Origin of the sequence: Brachybacterium sp. P6-10-X1, from assembly GCF_001969445.1 — a bacterium.
Classification (GTDB): Bacteria; Actinomycetota; Actinomycetes; order Actinomycetales; family Dermabacteraceae; genus Brachybacterium.
In genome coordinates this window covers 1,564,589-1,579,434 of the sequence record NZ_CP017297.1, presented here as the reverse complement: position 1 = coordinate 1,579,434, position 14,846 = coordinate 1,564,589, and the positions used below count along the sequence as shown (strand labels likewise).

The window sequence follows — 14,846 nt, the reverse complement described above, 5'->3', positions numbered from 1 at the left end:
GCCGCGCGAGCGCCAGGTGTCCGCCCTCGCGGGCCCGCCCACACGAACGGCGGCGGCCGCAGGATTGCGACCGCCGCCGTCAGCAGCAGGGAGAGCTCAGCAGGACCGAGCGCCAGGGACCCTCACAGCCAGTCGCCGTGAGCGGCCTCCTTCTCGGCACCGATGGTGGTGTCCGGGCCGTGCCCCGTGTGCACCACCGTGTCCTCCGGCAGCGCGAACAGGCGCTCCCGGATCGACTGCTCGATCGTCTCCCGCGAGGAGAACGAGCGCCCGGTGGCGCCGGGCCCGCCCTGGAACAGGGTGTCCCCGACGAACACCGCCCCGAGCTCCTCGACGTAATAGCAGGTCGAGCCGGGGGAGTGGCCCGGGGTGTGCAAGGCTTCGAGGTCCACGCCGCCCAGGGAGAACATGTCACCGTCAGTGACGTCGCCGTCCCAGGGGAGGTCGCCGTGGGTGAGCTGCCAGACCTCGCGGTCGGCCGGGTTCAGCAGGATCGGCGCCTCGAGAGCCTCGGAGAGCTCCGGGGCCATCCGCACGTGGTCGTCGTGCGCGTGGGTCAGCAGGATGCCGACGCACTCGCGCCCGCCCACCAGGTCACGAACGGTCGCGACGTCGTGCGGGGCGTCGAGGACGAGGCACTGCTCGTCATCGCCGAGCACCCACACGTTGTTCTCGACCTCGTGGGTCTCCCCGTCGAGGCTGAAGGTGCCGGAGGTGATGGCATGGTCGAGTCGGAGAGTCATCAGGAGACCACCGCCACGGTGCGCAGGTTCGCGCCGTCGTGCAGGGAGTCCAATGCCGCGTCGACCCCGGGCAGATCGGTGCGCCCGGTGACGAAGCGGCCCAGGGGCAACCGGCCCTGCAGGAACAGGTCCGTGAGATACGGGAAGTCCCGCTCGGGCAGGCAGTCGCCGTACCAGGAGGACTTCAGGGCGCCGCCGCGGCCGAACACGTCCAGCATCGGCAGAGTGATCTCGACGTCCGGGCGGGGGACGCCGACCAGCACCACGCGACCGGCGAGATCACGTGCGTAGAAGGCCGTCTCGTAGGTCTGCGGGATGCCGACCGCATCGACGACGACGTCGGCCCCGAAACCGCCGGTGAGCTCCTGGATCTTCTCGGCGACCTGCTGCGGGGAGAGACCCTCGGTGGCCAGGGTGTGGGTGGCCCCCAGCTCGTCCGCGGCGGCGAGCTTCTTCTCGTCGACGTCGAGACCGATGATCGTGGTGGCGCCGGCGAGCTCCGCGCCGGCGATCGCCGCGCAGCCGACGCCACCCAGTCCGATCACCGCGATCGATTCGCCGCGCCGGACGGCGCCGGTGTTGATCGCCGCGCCGATGCCGGCCATGACACCGCAGCCCAGGAGCCCGGCGACCTCGGCCGGGGCATCGGGGGAGACCTTCGTGCACTGTCCCTCGTGGACCAGGGTCTTCTCGGCGAAGGAGCCGATGCCGAGCGCAGCCGTCAGCTCGGTGCCGTCGACCAGCATCATGGGCTTCGAGGCGTTGTGGGTGTCGAAGCAGTACTGCGTCACGCCCTTCTTGCAAGCGCGGCACTGGCCGCACACGGCGCGCCAGTTCAGCACGACGTAGTCGCCGACCTCCACGTGGGTGACGTCCTCGCCGATCACCGAGACGCGACCGGCGGATTCGTGACCCAGCAGGAAGGGGAACTCGTCGTTGATGCCGCCGTCGCGGTAGGCGAGATCGGTGTGGCAGACGCCGGTGGCCTCGATGTCGACGACGACATCGTTCGGCCCCGGGTCCGGCACGACGATGTCGACCAGTTCGGCGGGCTGCTTCTCGGCACGGGCGACGACGCCCTTCACGGTCCAGGACATGGGTGCACCTGACTTTCGTGGATGGTGGAGGTGTTGCCCACCAGCCTAGACGGTCGGTGCTGGTCGTACGTCGGGCCGCTGCGGTGCGCGCGGCGCGCGGACGTGCGCGAGATCCTCGATCGCGTGGTCAGTCGACGACCATCCCCGGAGCATCGATCTCGTCGTGGAGCTGTTCTGCATCACGCCAGTTCCCGGCTTCGCGGGGGCGGTAGTTGTAATCGCGCAGCACGTCCTCGACGACCTGGTGCGCGCCGTGGTGGTCGTCCGTGGCGACGACCGAGGAGAGATAGTCGGTCTCGTTCTGATATTGGTCCGGGTTCCCGTGCCATGCGGCGCGATTCGCCTCCATGGTCGAGAGCTCGTCCTTCGAGAACGAGATCGACAGATCGTCACCGCGCTGGAACTGACCCCAGTGCTCAGCCAGGATGTCCGTGTTCCCAGGGGTGCGGGGGACGTCGCCCAGAGTCATCGTGTACGAGGTCTTCCGGTCTGTCCCGCCTTCGACCATGACGGAGTTGTTCGAGGCCTCGCCGTGGGGAAGGACCTGCTGTGCGAACTCCCGTGAGCCGTCGGGATGGTCGCGCACCACGAGTTCGTCCGAGTACCCGACGTGCTTCCGTCCGATGACCAGGACGTCCTGGTGGCCCACCTCGAAGCCGTCCTCGATGACCGTGCTCGTATGCGTCTGCCGGTAGCGGTCCTCGACCCCGGGCGACGACTCGTCGCCGGGCATGCCGTGGTGCAATGCCCTCATGTACGCCTCGTTGCCGGCGCCGTCGTCGCTGAACTCCGAGTACTCCAGCACCTTCCGGCTGTCGATCGTCTTCGAGCCCATGGAGAGCTTCATGTCGCCGCGGCCGAGTTCCACGGCAGATCCCTCGGAGGTCATGTCTGTCGGCCCCTCGAGCATCGAGAGATTCCCGGAATCCGCGTCCCGCGAGATCGTGAGCGTTCGGGAGCTTCCCTCCGCGATCGACCCGCCGAGCCCCAGCTCGATACCGCGGTAGGCACCGCTGACCGAGAGCGAACTGCTCTGCTCGACACCGGTGCCGGTCGTCACGGAGGCGCCGCGGGGGATCGACGAAGGGTCGAACGGTGTGATCTGCATGGCCTCCGAGACATCGGTCCCCTTGGGCACGGTGACGCTGTAGACCTGCTCGACCTTGCTGCTCGCCCTGCCTTCGGCGCCGAAGATCGTGCCGTCGACCTCGCCCGATCCCGAGTGCTCCGCTACGGCTTTGAACGTGTATGTGAGCGTGCCGTCGGCGGTCTCGGTCACCTCTATCGTGTCGCCGACCCGCACCGACGTCGTCACCGTCCCCCGGGGAGTCTGCACCTCGGTCTCGACTGTCGTCGTCCCGTCGAGCGTCACCGTCTGCGTGCCGTCGTCGCCCACCGTGATCGACGACCCGTCGGGCAGCGTGATCGTCGTCCTCCCGCCCCTGCCCGGCTTCTGGTCGAAATCGTCCTCGGCGATGCGGGCACCCATCAGGGTCGACCCAGCGTCTCCGCGGCCCAGCATGTCGCTCCACCCCGCGCCGGAGCCCAGCAGCTCGCCGCCGCGACCGAGCAGCTCGGACAGCGTGGACCCGAGGGGTGCGCCGAGGGACGATGCGCCGTTCCCGGCGGCCGCAGAGACCTGATCCTGCTGGTCGGCCTCCGAGGCGAGCACGGTGCTGTGCTCCTGGAGACGGGAACCGCACGAGGTCATCTGCCCGCCAGTGCCGATCCAACGGCTGCGGAACTCCTCGGCGTCCGCGCCGTGCCAGGCGCACGCGGTCACCAGGGCGGACAGGGAGCCATGGAGATCGTGGAGGCGCCGGGCGCCTCGGCCGATCTGTTCGGCGTGGCTACGCAGTCCCACGGTGTCTGCACCGTGCGTGATCGCATCGCTCATCGGATTCGTCGTCACCTCGTCGAGTTCGGTCGCGAAGGGGGCGCGTCGCCCACTCTACGAAGCGAGGCATGCACGACTCCATGGGGAGAACTCCCCGCGCTCATCTCGTCGCGGCGTGCGCAGAGGTGCGGCGACGACGCATCGTCCGCTGTCGCCGCGGCCGATGGTGATGGCGGCGCCACGAGCACCGCCATCACCTCGTGCCGATGCCGCGTCCCGCCGATCGGCATGCTCGGCCCTTCTCTTCTAGAATGATCCGCGGTGCCGTGCCCCGGTGCCCGCACCCCGTGCCCTCCCAGGACGACTCCCGACGAAAGCGATGCCCGTGTCCGACACATCCCCCGCGCCCGAGGCGCCCCAGATCGACGAGGCGAGCATCACCGCAGCGGTCGACGATGCGCTCGCCGCGATCGCCGCCGTCCCTGACACCGCCTCCCTGAAGCAGGTACGGACGGAGCACGTGGGCGATGCGAGCGTGCTGACCTTCGCGAACCGCGCCATCAAGGACCTGCCCAAGGATCAGAAGGCCGCCGCCGGCAAGCTGGTGGGCCAGGCCAAGGGTCGCGTGCAGAAGGCGCTGGCCGCCCGGCAGGAGGAGCTCGCCGCCGCCGAGGAGGAGGCCGCGCTCGCCGCCGAGACCGTCGACATCACCCTGCCCACGGATCTGCGCCCCCGCGGCGCCGCGCACCCGCTGACCACGCTGACCGACCGCATCAACGATTTCTTCGTCGGGATCGGCTGGGAGATCGCCGAGGGCCCGGAGGTCGAGTCCTCCTGGCTGAACTTCGATGCTCTGAACGCCGATCCGGAGCACCCCTCCCGCTCCCTGCAGGACACCCTGTACGTGGCGCCCGAGGGCTCCGGGATGCTGCTGCGCACCCAGACCTCCCCGGTGCAGATCCGCGCGATGCTCGAGCGCGGCGCTCCGCTGTACATCGCGTGCCCGGGGACCGTGTACCGCGCCGACGAGATCGACGCGACCCACTCGCCGATGTTCCACCAGGTCGAGGGTCTCGCGATCGACACGGACCTGACCATGGCGAACCTCGTCGGGACCCTGGACGCTTTCGCGGCGCACCTGTTCGGCGGAGCGCCCATCACGCGGCTGCGCCCCAACCACTTCCCCTTCACCGAGCCCAGCGCGGAGATGGACTTCCGCTGTTTCCGCTGCGAGGCACGGCTGGGCCTGGACCACGACGCGGACCCGGACTGCCGGGTCTGCGGCGGCACCGGCTGGATCGAGATGGGCGGCTGCGGCATGGTCCACCCGAACGTGCTGCGCGCCGCGGGGGTGGACCCCGAGCGGTACCAGGGCTTCGCCTTCGGCCTCGGGATCGAGCGCCTGCTCATGCTGCGCAACGGCGTGGCGGACATGCGCGACATGGTGGAGGGCGACATCCGCTTCTCCCAGCACTACGGGACGGAGATCTGAGATGCCCCGCATTCCCCTGACCTGGCTCGCCGAGCACACGACCCTGCCCGCCGACGCCTCGGCCCTGCAGGTCGCCACCGACCTCTCCCGGGTCGGCCTCGAGGAGGAGACGATCTTCGGCGCGCAGGTGACCGGCCCGCTGGTCGTCGGCCGCGTGCTCGAGCTCGTCGGCGAGCCGCAGAAGAACGGCAAGACCATCAACTGGGTGCGCGTGGACGTCGGCCCCGAGCACAACGAGGATGCCGACGACCCGAAGGACCCCCAGCCCGGCGCGGAGCGCCCCAGCCGCGGCATCGTCTGCGGCGCGCACAACTTCGTCGCGGGCGATCTCGTCGTGGTCTCCCTGCCGGGCACCGTGCTGCCCGGAGACTTCGCGATCGCCGCGCGGAAGACCTACGGGCACACGTCCGACGGGATGATCTGCTCGGGCGAGGAACTGGGGCTGGGCGAGGACCCGTCGGGCGAGGACGGCATCATCGTGCTCGGCCGCGGCCATGCCGAGGGACTGACCGGCGAGCCCGGCGATGACGCGATCGCGCTGCTGGGGCTGTCCGACGAAGTCGTCGAGATCAATGTGACCCCCGATCGCGGGTACTGCTTCTCGATGCGCGGTGTGGCCCGCGAGTACTCCCACGCCATCGGCGCGGACTTCACGGACCCGGCCACCACCGTCGAGGTCCCGGCCCCGGCCGGGCCCGGCGTCGCGGTGCAGCTGCGCGACGACGCCGCGCTCGGGGGCGCCCAGGGCTGCCGCCGTTTCGTCGCGCTCGAGGTGCGCGGCGTGGATCCCACCGCGCAGACGCCCCGGTGGATGTCGCGGCGCCTCACCCAGGCCGGTATGCGGCCGATCTCCCTGATCGTCGACGTGACCAACTACGTCATGCTCGATCTCGGCCAGCCGCTGCACGCCTACGACGCCGACCAGGTCGTCGCCCCGATCGTGGTGCGCCGTGCCCGGGCGGGCGAGTCGCTGACCACCCTCGACGACGTGGAGCGCACGCTCGATGCCGAGGACCTGTTGATCACAGACAGCGACGGCGGCGAGGGTGCCCGCGTGCTCGGCATCGCCGGCGTCATGGGCGGCGAGGACACCGAGGTCTCCCCGGCCACACGGGACATCGTCCTGGAGGCCGCGACCTTCGACCCCGTCACGGTGGCCCGCTCCGCCCGTCGCCACCGTCTCCCGTCGGAGGCCTCCAAGCGCTTCGAACGCGGCGTGGACCCGCAGCTGCCGCTGGTCGCCGCCCACCGCGCGGCCCAGCTGGTGGTCGAGTTCGGCGGCGGGACGATCGCTCCGGAGGTCACCGACGAGGGAACGGTCCAGCAGCCGGTCGCGATCACCCTCGCTCTCGGCGACGCCGAGCGCGTGGTCGGGATCGAGTACACCCCGGAGCAGGTGCGCGGGGCCCTCGAACAGATCGGCTGCACCGTCGACGAGGGCGGCGAGGACACCCTCGTGGTCACCCCGCCGTCGTGGCGCCCGGACCTCACCCTGCGTGAGGACCTGGTCGAGGAGATCGCGCGCCTGGTCGGTTACGAAAAGATTCCCTCGGTGCTGCCGACGGCGCCCGGCGGTCGCGGTCTGACCCGCGCCCAGCGGGCGCGCCGCGATGCGAACCGGGCGCTGGTCGAGGCGGGACTGACCGAGGTCGCCTCCGCCCCGTTCGTCGCCGACGACATCTTCGACACCCTCGGCTACGAGGAGGATGACCCCCGACGCGAGGCCGTGCGGCTGCTGAACCCGCTGGCCGACGACGAGCCCCTGCTGCGCACCTCCCTGCTGCAGACCCTGCTGCCCGTGGCGCGGCGCAACCTCGGACGGGGCGCGGAATCGGTGGCGATCTTCCAGGTCGCCACCACCTCGATCGCCCGCGGGGCGCAGGCGCGCTCGCCGATCCCCGCAGCCGCCCAGCGTCCCACCGACGCCGAGCTCGAGGAGATCCTCGGCGCGCTGCCCGCGCAGACCCGCAGCCTGGGGGCCGTCGTCGGCGGCGCCTCCGGGCCGGGATCCTGGCAGGGCGATCCCGCGCCCTGGGGCTGGGCCGACGCCCTCGACCTCGCCCGTCGCGCGGCCGCGGCCGTCGGCGCCCACCTCGAGGTGCGCCAGCGCGAGATCGCGCCCTTCCATCCCGGTCGCGCCGGGGAGCTGCACGTCTCCGGGCCCGACGGGGCGTCCGTCGTCGTCGGCCATGCCGGTGAGCTGCATCCCGCCGTGGTCGCGGAGTTCTCGCTCCCGGCGCGCACCAGCGCCCTGGAGCTCGATCTCGAGGCTCTGATCGCCTCGGCGCCGAGCGTGGTGCGGGCCGTCCCGGTTCCCACGTACCCGCTGGCCAAGGAGGACTTCGCCTTCGTGGTGGAGGATTCGGTCGCGGCGAGCGCGGTCGAGGCCGCGATCGTGGTGGGCATCGGCGACCTCGCCGAGGACGTGCACCTGTTCGACGTGTACACCGGCGAACAGATCGGCGACGGCAAGAAGTCGCTGGCCTTCTCCGTGCGGCTGCGCTCGGCCGAGGGCACGCTGAGCGCGGAACAGATCGGGGAGGCACGCGCGCGCTGCATCGCCGCCGTGGAGACCGCTGTGGGAGGAGTGCTCCGGGCGTGAGGGGCGACGTCCGGTCGGCGACGACGGGCACGCCGCTCAGCGGCCTGGCCACGGCGGCCTATCGAGGCGTCAGCCTCGACGTCGGCCGGAAGGCGTTCAGCGTCGAGGCGGTCGTCGGCCTCATCGGCCGGATGGCGGACCTGGGCTTCACGGCGCTGCACCTGCACCTGACCGAGACCCATCGGGTCGGGGTGCGGCTGCCCGGTGTCGAGGAGCTCGCGGCCGACGACGCCTGGGACGCGCACGACATCGCGCGGATCGTCGCCGCCGCCGAGGACGCGGGGATCGCCCTGATCCCGGAGATCGATCTGCCCTCCCATGCTGCCGCGCTGCTGGTCGGTCGGGAGCATCTGCGGCTGGTCGACCGCGACGGCGCCGTGCACGCGGATCGGCTGGACATCTCGCGTCCCGAGGCGCTGGAGTTCGCGCTCGAGCTGCTCGAGGCCGCCGCCCGGGCCTTCCCCGGGGACGCGATCCACCTCGGCGGCGACGAGTTCTTCGCCGCGCCCTGGGAGGACGCGGACGCCCAGCATCCCGAGCGGTTCCCGCGCCTGGTCGCCCACGCGCGCCGCCTCCTCGGTGCCGGGGCGACGGCGCACGACTCCTACGCCCTGTTCATCAACGCGCTGGCCGCACGGGCGCTGGAGCTGGGCCGCACTCCGATGCTGTGGAACGACCACGTGGTCCCCGCATCCGCAGCGCCCCTGGTGCCGATCAGCACCGAGGTGGTGCTGGACGTGTGGATCCGCTGGCGGGAGTGGACCCCCTCGGTGCACGACTACCTCGCCGCCGGCCATCGCGTCGTGACCTCGCACGGGGATCTGCTGTACTTCGTGCTCTCCGAGGACGGAGTCCCCGCTCCGCACGGCCGACGACGATTCGGCCTGCTCGAGGACACCTTCGCCCCACGCCGCTTCATGGGGCTCGCGGCCCAGGACGTCCACCTCGACGTGCCCCGTGTTCCCACGGGAACACCCGATCCGGTGCTCGGCGCCTCGCTCTCGGTCTGGTGCGACAGCCCTGACGCGCTCGGGGAGCGCGAGACGCTCGAGCTGCTCGACACCTGGCTGGTGCCCTTCGCGCGAGTGATGGGGGAGGGCTGCTGAGGGGTGCTCCGTGATGCCGGGGCCGTGAGATCGGGTGCCGGCGAGCGGCGATCCCGGGCAGGAGATCGGCCGACCGAGGCCTGGCCCGGCGATCCCGGGCAGGAGATCGGCCGACCGAGGTCTGGCACTAATGCGGTTAAGTGGCTAGGGTGCTTGTCGTGCGACGACGCACAGCCCGCCGGGCCTTGACCACGACCTCACCGGAGGAGACCTCATGGCAGCCATCTCTCGCAGGACGATGCTCGCAGGAACCGGAGGTCTCGCCCTCGGCGGGCTCTCCGCCGCAGCTCTCGCCGGCCCCGCCCAGGCCGATCCCATCCGTCGGCCCGGACGCAGCCCCGTCTCCATCGCCTACATCGAGGTCAACGACAACACCCTGGAGAACGTCGGTCGGTACACGCTCGACGACGGGAGCGCCGCATTCGACGTCGCCGTCATCTTCGCGGCGAACATCAACTACGACGGCGAGCGTGCCTACCTGCACCTCAACGAGAACGTCCAGCACGTCCTCGATCATGCCGACACCATCGTGCGCCCGCTCCAGGAGCTGGGGATCAAGGTCACGCTGTCGGTCCTCGGCAACCACCAGGGCGCCGGCTTCGCCAACTTCCCCGATGCGCACGCCGCTGATCGGTTCGCGCAGGAGGTCGCCACCACGGTGAGCCGCTACGGGCTGGACGGGGTGGATCTCGACGACGAGTGGGTCGAGTACGGCAAGAACGGCACCGGGATGCCCAACGAGCACTCGTTCGTCGAACTGGTCGAGTCGCTGCGCAAGTATCTGCCGAACAAGCTGATCACCTTCTATGTCATCGGGCCTGCTGCGGAGCATCAGGTGTTCGAGGGCCGCCGAGTCGGCGACGTCGTCGACTACGCCTGGAACCCCTATTACGGTGCGTTCCGCGATCTCGACGTGCCGGGGCTCCCTCGCTCGCGATACGGGGCGGCCGCCGTCGACCTCCGCACCGGCAGCACCACGACCCCGGAGCTCGTCGGAGATTTCGCCGAGCGGACCCTCGAGGGAGGCTACGGGGCGCTGGTGACCTACCAGCTGCAGCCGAGCGACCAGTCCGACCTGGTCTCCGCGTTCACCGAACCGTTCCACGGCAGCGTCGCCCATTACGGGTGAGGCGCGGACGGCCGGTGCGTCCGGCTCGGCCGGTCGATGTGACGCCGCCCGCAGGAATCACATTGGCTGATCATGCAGTCAGCTGTATATACTTCCGACATGACCTCTGCACCGGGTGCCTCCACTCCTGCCGCCCCTGCGTCCGCGACCACCGCCCCTGTGTCCGGGGCCGCCGCGTCCGTGCGCCCGCCACGGGCGGCCGTCGTCGGTGCCTCCGGGTACGCCGGTGGGGAAGCACTGCGCCTGCTGGCAGGGCACCCCGGCATCGAGGTCACCACCGTGACCGCGCACTCGAGTGCCGGCAAGCGCCTCAGCCAGGTGGCCCCGCACATCGACCTCGGCCACGACCCGGTGCTGCAGGAGACCACCGTGGAGACGCTGCGCGGGCACGACGTGGTGATCCTCGCTCTGCCCCATGGGCAGTCGGGCCAGATCGCCGCGGCCCTGCGCGTCGAGGACCCCGACGTGCTGGTGCTCGATCTCGGCGCCGACCATCGGCTCGAGAGCGCCGAGGACTGGGCGGCGTACTACGGCAGCGAGCACTCCGGGACCTGGACCTACGGCATGCCCGAGCTGCCACTGGCCGACGGCCGCCGCCAGCGCGAGCTGCTGGTCGGCGCCCGGGAGATCGCGGTGCCCGGCTGCAATGCGACCGCCGTCTCCCTCGCCCTGGCCCCGCTGGTGCGCGCCGGGCTGATCGATGCGACGTCGATGAGCGCCGTGCTGCCCGTCGGGCCTTCGGGCGCGGGCCGCTCACCCAAGCAGCACCTGCTGTTCAGCGAGATCTCCGGCGCCGCCTCGGCCTACGCCGTCGGCGGCACCCACCGTCACGTCCCCGAAGTGCTCCAGAACCTTCGCCGTGCCTCCGGTCGCGAGGACCTGCGCCTGGGCTTCACCCCCGTGCTGGTGCCCATGAGCCGCGGCATCCTCGCGGTGATCACGGCACCGGTGGCCGATTCGACGAGCACGGCGGATCTGCTGGACGCCCTGCGGGCCGACTACGCCGAGGAGCACTTCGTCACCGTGCTCGAGGAGGGCGTCTTCCCCTCCACGGGCGAGGTGGTCGGTGCGAACACCATTCGCCTGGGCGCCGCGACCGACCCCCGCAGCGGCCAGGCCACCGTGATCGCAGCGATCGACAACCTGGTCAAGGGCACCGCCGGGGCTGCGCTGCAATCGCTGAACCTCGCCCTGGGGATCGAGGAGACCACCGGTCTCACCCGCACCGCGATCGCCCCCTGATCCGGCTGGACCCGCACCGCACCACCGTCCCGCCCCCACCGCAGTCCCGCACCGTCGGTCCCGTACCGACCGACCCGACAGAGGAGACCTCGTGTCGATCACCCGCCCCCGCGGCTTCCGCGCCATCGGCCTCGACGCCGGCATCAAGCCCGCCGCCGCCCCGGACCTCGCCCTCATCGTCAACGACGGCCCCCGCGACACCGCCGCCGCGGTCTTCACCGCGAACCGCGTCCAGGCCGCCCCCGTCCTGTGGTCGCGCGAGGCCGTGGCCGACGGCCGGGCCCGTGCCGTGGTGCTGAACTCCGGCGGCGCCAACGCCTGCACCGGCCCCGAGGGCTTCGCGGACACCCACCGCACCGCCGAGCACCTCGCCGGTCTCCTCGACCTCTCGGCGCAGGACGTCCTGGTCTGCTCGACCGGCCTGATCGGCGAACGACTGCCGATGGACCCGCTGCTGGCCGGCGCCACGGAGGCGACACAGCAGCTCACCGCCGGCGCCGAGGCCGATGCGGCCACCGCCCGCGCGATCATGACCACCGACTCGGTGCCCAAGACCGCCGAGGCCACGACCCCGTCGGGGGCGAGGGTCGGCGGCATCGCGAAGGGCGCCGGGATGCTCGCCCCGCAGCTCGCGACCATGCTCGTGGTGCTCACCACCGACGCGGACGTCGACGCGACCACCGCCGACGCCGCGCTGCGGGCCGCGACGGCGACCACCTTCGACCGGGTCGACTCCGACGCCTGCATGTCCACCAACGACACCGTGATCCTGCTGGCCTCCGGGGCGTCGGGGATCACCCCGAGCGTCGACGAGCTCACCGAGGCCGTCCGCACCGTCAGCGCCGACCTCGCCCGCCAGCTCGTGGCCGACGCCGAGGGCGCGAGCCACGACGTGCACGTCGTCGTCCGCTCCGCGAGCACCGAGGACGCGGCCCTCGCCGTCGCCCGCGAGATCGCCCGCTCCAACCTGGTCAAGGCCGCGATCTTCGGCAACGACCCGAACTGGGGCCGCATCGTGGCCGCCGCCGGCTGCGTGCCCGAGTCCGTCGCCCCCTTCGCCGTCGACGACCTCTCCGTGCACGTCAACGGCGTGCACGTGTGCCGCGCCGGCGGTGCCCACCGCGACCGCTCCGAGGTCGACATGACCCTGCGCGAGACCCTCATCGAGGTCGACCTCGGCGCCGGTGACGCGAGCGGGGACATCTGGACCAACGACCTCACCCACGAATACGTCGAAGAGAACAGCGCCTACTCCTCATGACCGACCAGCCCGAGACGACCCCGCAGAGCGGGCCCCCCGAACCCCCCGCTGCCGAGCCCGGCCCGGGCCCCGACTCCGCTGCGCCGGGTCCGGACGCCGTCACCTCGGCCGCGGCCGACGGTCCGCTGGTGGGCAAGAACCCGCTCGCCCAGCTCGACGCCGCCCGCACCGAGGCGCGCGAGAAGTCCGAGGTGCTCATCGAGGCGATGCCCTGGATGCAGCGCTTCCGCGGCAAGATCGTCGTGGTCAAGTACGGCGGCAACGCCATGGTCGACGAGGAGCTGCGCCGCGGCTTCGCGGCCGACATGGTCTTCATGCGCCTGGCCGGCATCCACGTCGTCGTGGTCCACGGCGGCGGCCCGCAGATCACGACGATGCTCGACCGCGTCGGCATCGACTCCACCTTCCAGGGCGGGATGCGCGTGACCGACACCGACACCATGGACGTGGTGCGCATGGTCCTGGTGGGGCAGGTGGGGCGCCAGCTCGTCGGCCTCGTCAACCACCACGGGCCCTTCGCCGTGGGCATGTCCGGCGAGGACGCGCGGCTGTTCACGGCCACCCGGCGCGGTGCCGTGGTCGACGGGGAGGACGTGGACCTCGGCCACGTCGGCGCCGTCAACGGCGTGAACATCGACGGCATCAGCGACCTGCTGGCCAGCGGCCGGATCCCGGTGATCTCCTCGATCGCCCCGGAGATCGACGCCGCCGGCGACCCCACCGGCGAGGTGCTCAACATCAACGCCGACCTCGCCGCCGCTGCGCTCGCCGAGGGACTGGACGCCGAGAAGCTCGTGATGCTCACCGACGTCGAGGGGCTCTACCGCGACTGGCCCGACCGCGGCTCGCTGATCCCGGAGATCGCCGCGAGCGAGCTGCGTGCGATGCTGCCCACCCTCACCTCCGGGATGATCCCGAAGGCCGAGGCGCTGCTCGGGGCGGTCGACGCCGGGGTGCGCACCGCCGCCATGATCGACGGACGCATCGAGCACGCCGTGCTGCTCGAGGTCTTCACCACCAAGGGAGTCGGCACGATGGTCAGGAGGGACGACTATGTCTGAGCAGGAGAAGAACTCCCCGCAGGGGGCGACGTCGGGGGCCTCCGGCGCCCTCGTCCACTCCGCCGGTGCGGGGGAGGGGTCCGACGACCTCGCCACGCGCTATGGCGAGGCGCTGCTGCCCGTGTTCGGCGCCCCGCAGCGCATTCTCGCCCGCGGAGAGGGGACGCGCGTCTGGGACACCGACGGGAAGGAGTACCTCGACCTGCTGGCCGGCATCGCCGTGAACGCCCTCGGGCACGCCCACCCTGCGATGCTGTCCGCGCTGACCAAGCAGGCCGAGACCCTCGGGCACGTCTCGAACTTCTTCGCCACCGCCCCACAGATCGAGCTCGCCGAGAAGCTGCTGACCCTCTCCGGAGCCCCGGCCGGCTCCGGGGTGTTCTTCGCGAACTCCGGCACCGAGGCGAACGAGGCCGCGTTCAAGATCGCTCGCCGCACCGGCCGCCCGCGCATCCTGGCCCTGACGAATTCCTTCCACGGCCGCACCATGGGCGCTCTCGCCCTGACCGCGAAGGAGGCCTACCGGGCGCCCTTCGAGCCGCTGCCCGGAGGGGTCGAGTTCATCCCCGCCGGCGACGAGCACGCCCTGGCCGAGGCCCTGGCTCCCGGCGATGTGGCGGCCGTGTTCGCCGAACCCATCCAGGGCGAGGCCGGGGTGCGCCCGCTGGAGCGCGAGTACCTCCTGGCCCTGCGTCGCCTCACCCGCGATCACGGCACCCTGCTGATCCTCGACGAGGTCCAGACCGGCATGGGCCGCACCGGGCAATGGTTCGCCCACCAGGAGATCGACGGTCTGCAGCCCGACGTCATGACGCTGGCCAAGGGCCTCGGGGGCGGCTTCCCGATCGGGGCCGTGATCAGCTTCGGGGCAGACGTCCACGACCTGCTGCAGCCCGGCCAGCACGGCACCACCTTCGGCGGGAACCCCCTGGCCGCCGCCGCGGGCCTCGCCGTGATCGGCACCCTGCTCGAGGAGGGCGTGCTCGAGCACGTCCGCACCGTCGGCGCGCGGCTGAGCGCCGACGTGCTCGCGCTCGAGAGCCCGCTGGTCACCGAGGTGCGCGGGGCCGGACTGCTGCTCGGCATCGGGCTCGCCGAGCCGATCGCGAAGCAGGTCGCCGGCGCGGCGCTGGAGGCCGGCTTCATCATCAACGCACCCGACGCCTCGACCCTGCGCCTCGCCCCGCCCCTGATCATCACCCAGGCGGATCTCGACACCTTCGTCGCCGCCCTGCCCGACCTGCTCGCGGCCGCGACGGCCGCCGGAGGGAACTGA

11 protein-coding genes are annotated in these 14,846 nt (G+C 71.6%); 8 read left to right on the top strand and 3 right to left on the bottom strand.

What is annotated here, in order from left to right; genetic code table 11:
• Nucleotides 1-122: 122 nt before the first annotated feature.
• From BH708_RS07175 to BH708_RS07165, 3 genes are all read right to left on the bottom strand, one after another.
• On the bottom strand, nucleotides 123-743 hold the full coding sequence (locus BH708_RS07175) for an MBL fold metallo-hydrolase (protein ID WP_076807734.1): 621 nt from the start codon (nucleotides 741-743) through the stop codon (nucleotides 123-125).
• The gene (locus BH708_RS07170; protein ID WP_076807732.1) at nucleotides 743-1,840 is read right to left on the bottom strand and encodes an S-(hydroxymethyl)mycothiol dehydrogenase; all 1,098 of its coding nucleotides are present in this window, start codon (nucleotides 1,838-1,840) and stop codon (nucleotides 743-745) included. Before BH708_RS07170 ends, BH708_RS07175 begins: the two co-directional genes overlap by 1 nt.
• A gap of 127 nt (nucleotides 1,841-1,967) precedes the next feature.
• On the bottom strand, nucleotides 1,968-3,737 hold the full coding sequence (locus BH708_RS07165; protein WP_076807730.1) for a WXG100 family type VII secretion target: 1,770 nt from the start codon (nucleotides 3,735-3,737) through the stop codon (nucleotides 1,968-1,970).
• 319 nt (nucleotides 3,738-4,056) lie between these two features.
• Between BH708_RS07165 and pheS the strand changes: the two genes are divergently transcribed.
• The 8 genes from pheS (at nucleotide 4,057) to BH708_RS07125 (ending at nucleotide 14,846) form a co-directional block, all read left to right on the top strand.
• The gene (gene pheS, locus BH708_RS07160) at nucleotides 4,057-5,169 is read left to right on the top strand and encodes a phenylalanine--tRNA ligase subunit alpha (protein ID WP_076807728.1); all 1,113 of its coding nucleotides are present in this window, start codon (nucleotides 4,057-4,059) and stop codon (nucleotides 5,167-5,169) included.
• 1 nt (nucleotide 5,170) lies between these two features.
• A complete protein-coding gene (pheT, locus tag BH708_RS07155) occupies nucleotides 5,171-7,771 on the top strand; it encodes a phenylalanine--tRNA ligase subunit beta (RefSeq protein ID WP_076807726.1) in 2,601 nt (866 codons plus the stop codon).
• On the top strand, nucleotides 7,768-8,877 hold the full coding sequence (locus BH708_RS07150; protein ID WP_076807724.1) for a family 20 glycosylhydrolase: 1,110 nt from the start codon (nucleotides 7,768-7,770) through the stop codon (nucleotides 8,875-8,877). The genes pheT and BH708_RS07150 overlap by 4 nt, the downstream gene beginning before the upstream one ends.
• 214 nt (nucleotides 8,878-9,091) lie before the next feature.
• The gene (locus BH708_RS07145; RefSeq protein WP_076807722.1) at nucleotides 9,092-10,006 is read left to right on the top strand and encodes an endo-beta-N-acetylglucosaminidase H; all 915 of its coding nucleotides are present in this window, start codon (nucleotides 9,092-9,094) and stop codon (nucleotides 10,004-10,006) included.
• Between the two features lie 99 nt (nucleotides 10,007-10,105).
• Nucleotides 10,106-11,248 (top strand): N-acetyl-gamma-glutamyl-phosphate reductase, encoded by a 1,143-nt coding sequence (gene argC, locus BH708_RS07140; protein WP_083713353.1) that lies wholly within the window; start codon nucleotides 10,106-10,108, stop codon nucleotides 11,246-11,248.
• A gap of 91 nt (nucleotides 11,249-11,339) precedes the next feature.
• Nucleotides 11,340-12,509, top strand: a complete 1,170-nt coding sequence (gene argJ, locus BH708_RS07135) for a bifunctional glutamate N-acetyltransferase/amino-acid acetyltransferase ArgJ (RefSeq protein WP_076807720.1) — start codon at nucleotides 11,340-11,342, stop codon at nucleotides 12,507-12,509.
• Nucleotides 12,506-13,570: an acetylglutamate kinase gene (gene argB, locus BH708_RS07130; protein ID WP_083713351.1), complete on the top strand. Its 1,065-nt coding sequence runs from the start codon at nucleotides 12,506-12,508 to the stop codon at nucleotides 13,568-13,570. The genes argJ and argB overlap by 4 nt, the downstream gene beginning before the upstream one ends.
• The gene (locus BH708_RS07125; protein ID WP_076807718.1) at nucleotides 13,563-14,846 is read left to right on the top strand and encodes an acetylornithine transaminase; all 1,284 of its coding nucleotides are present in this window, start codon (nucleotides 13,563-13,565) and stop codon (nucleotides 14,844-14,846) included. Before argB ends, BH708_RS07125 begins: the two co-directional genes overlap by 8 nt.

Excerpts from the sequence above, each read along its gene's own strand:
- BH708_RS07175 (WP_076807734.1), bottom strand. The coding sequence starts at position 743 with ATGACTCTCCGACTCGACCATGCCATCACCTCCGGCACCTTCAGCCTC.
- BH708_RS07170 (WP_076807732.1), bottom strand. The coding sequence starts at position 1,840 with ATGTCCTGGACCGTGAAGGGCGTCGTCGCCCGTGCCGAGAAGCAGCCC.
- BH708_RS07165 (WP_076807730.1), bottom strand. The coding sequence starts at position 3,737 with ATGAGCGATGCGATCACGCACGGTGCAGACACCGTGGGACTGCGTAGC.
- pheS (WP_076807728.1), top strand. The coding sequence starts at position 4,057 with ATGCCCGTGTCCGACACATCCCCCGCGCCCGAGGCGCCCCAGATCGAC.
- pheT (WP_076807726.1), top strand. The coding sequence starts at position 5,171 with ATGCCCCGCATTCCCCTGACCTGGCTCGCCGAGCACACGACCCTGCCC.
- BH708_RS07145 (WP_076807722.1), top strand. The coding sequence starts at position 9,092 with ATGGCAGCCATCTCTCGCAGGACGATGCTCGCAGGAACCGGAGGTCTC.
- argC (WP_083713353.1), top strand. The coding sequence starts at position 10,106 with ATGACCTCTGCACCGGGTGCCTCCACTCCTGCCGCCCCTGCGTCCGCG.
- argB (WP_083713351.1), top strand. The coding sequence starts at position 12,506 with ATGACCGACCAGCCCGAGACGACCCCGCAGAGCGGGCCCCCCGAACCC.
- BH708_RS07125 (WP_076807718.1), top strand. The coding sequence starts at position 13,563 with ATGTCTGAGCAGGAGAAGAACTCCCCGCAGGGGGCGACGTCGGGGGCC.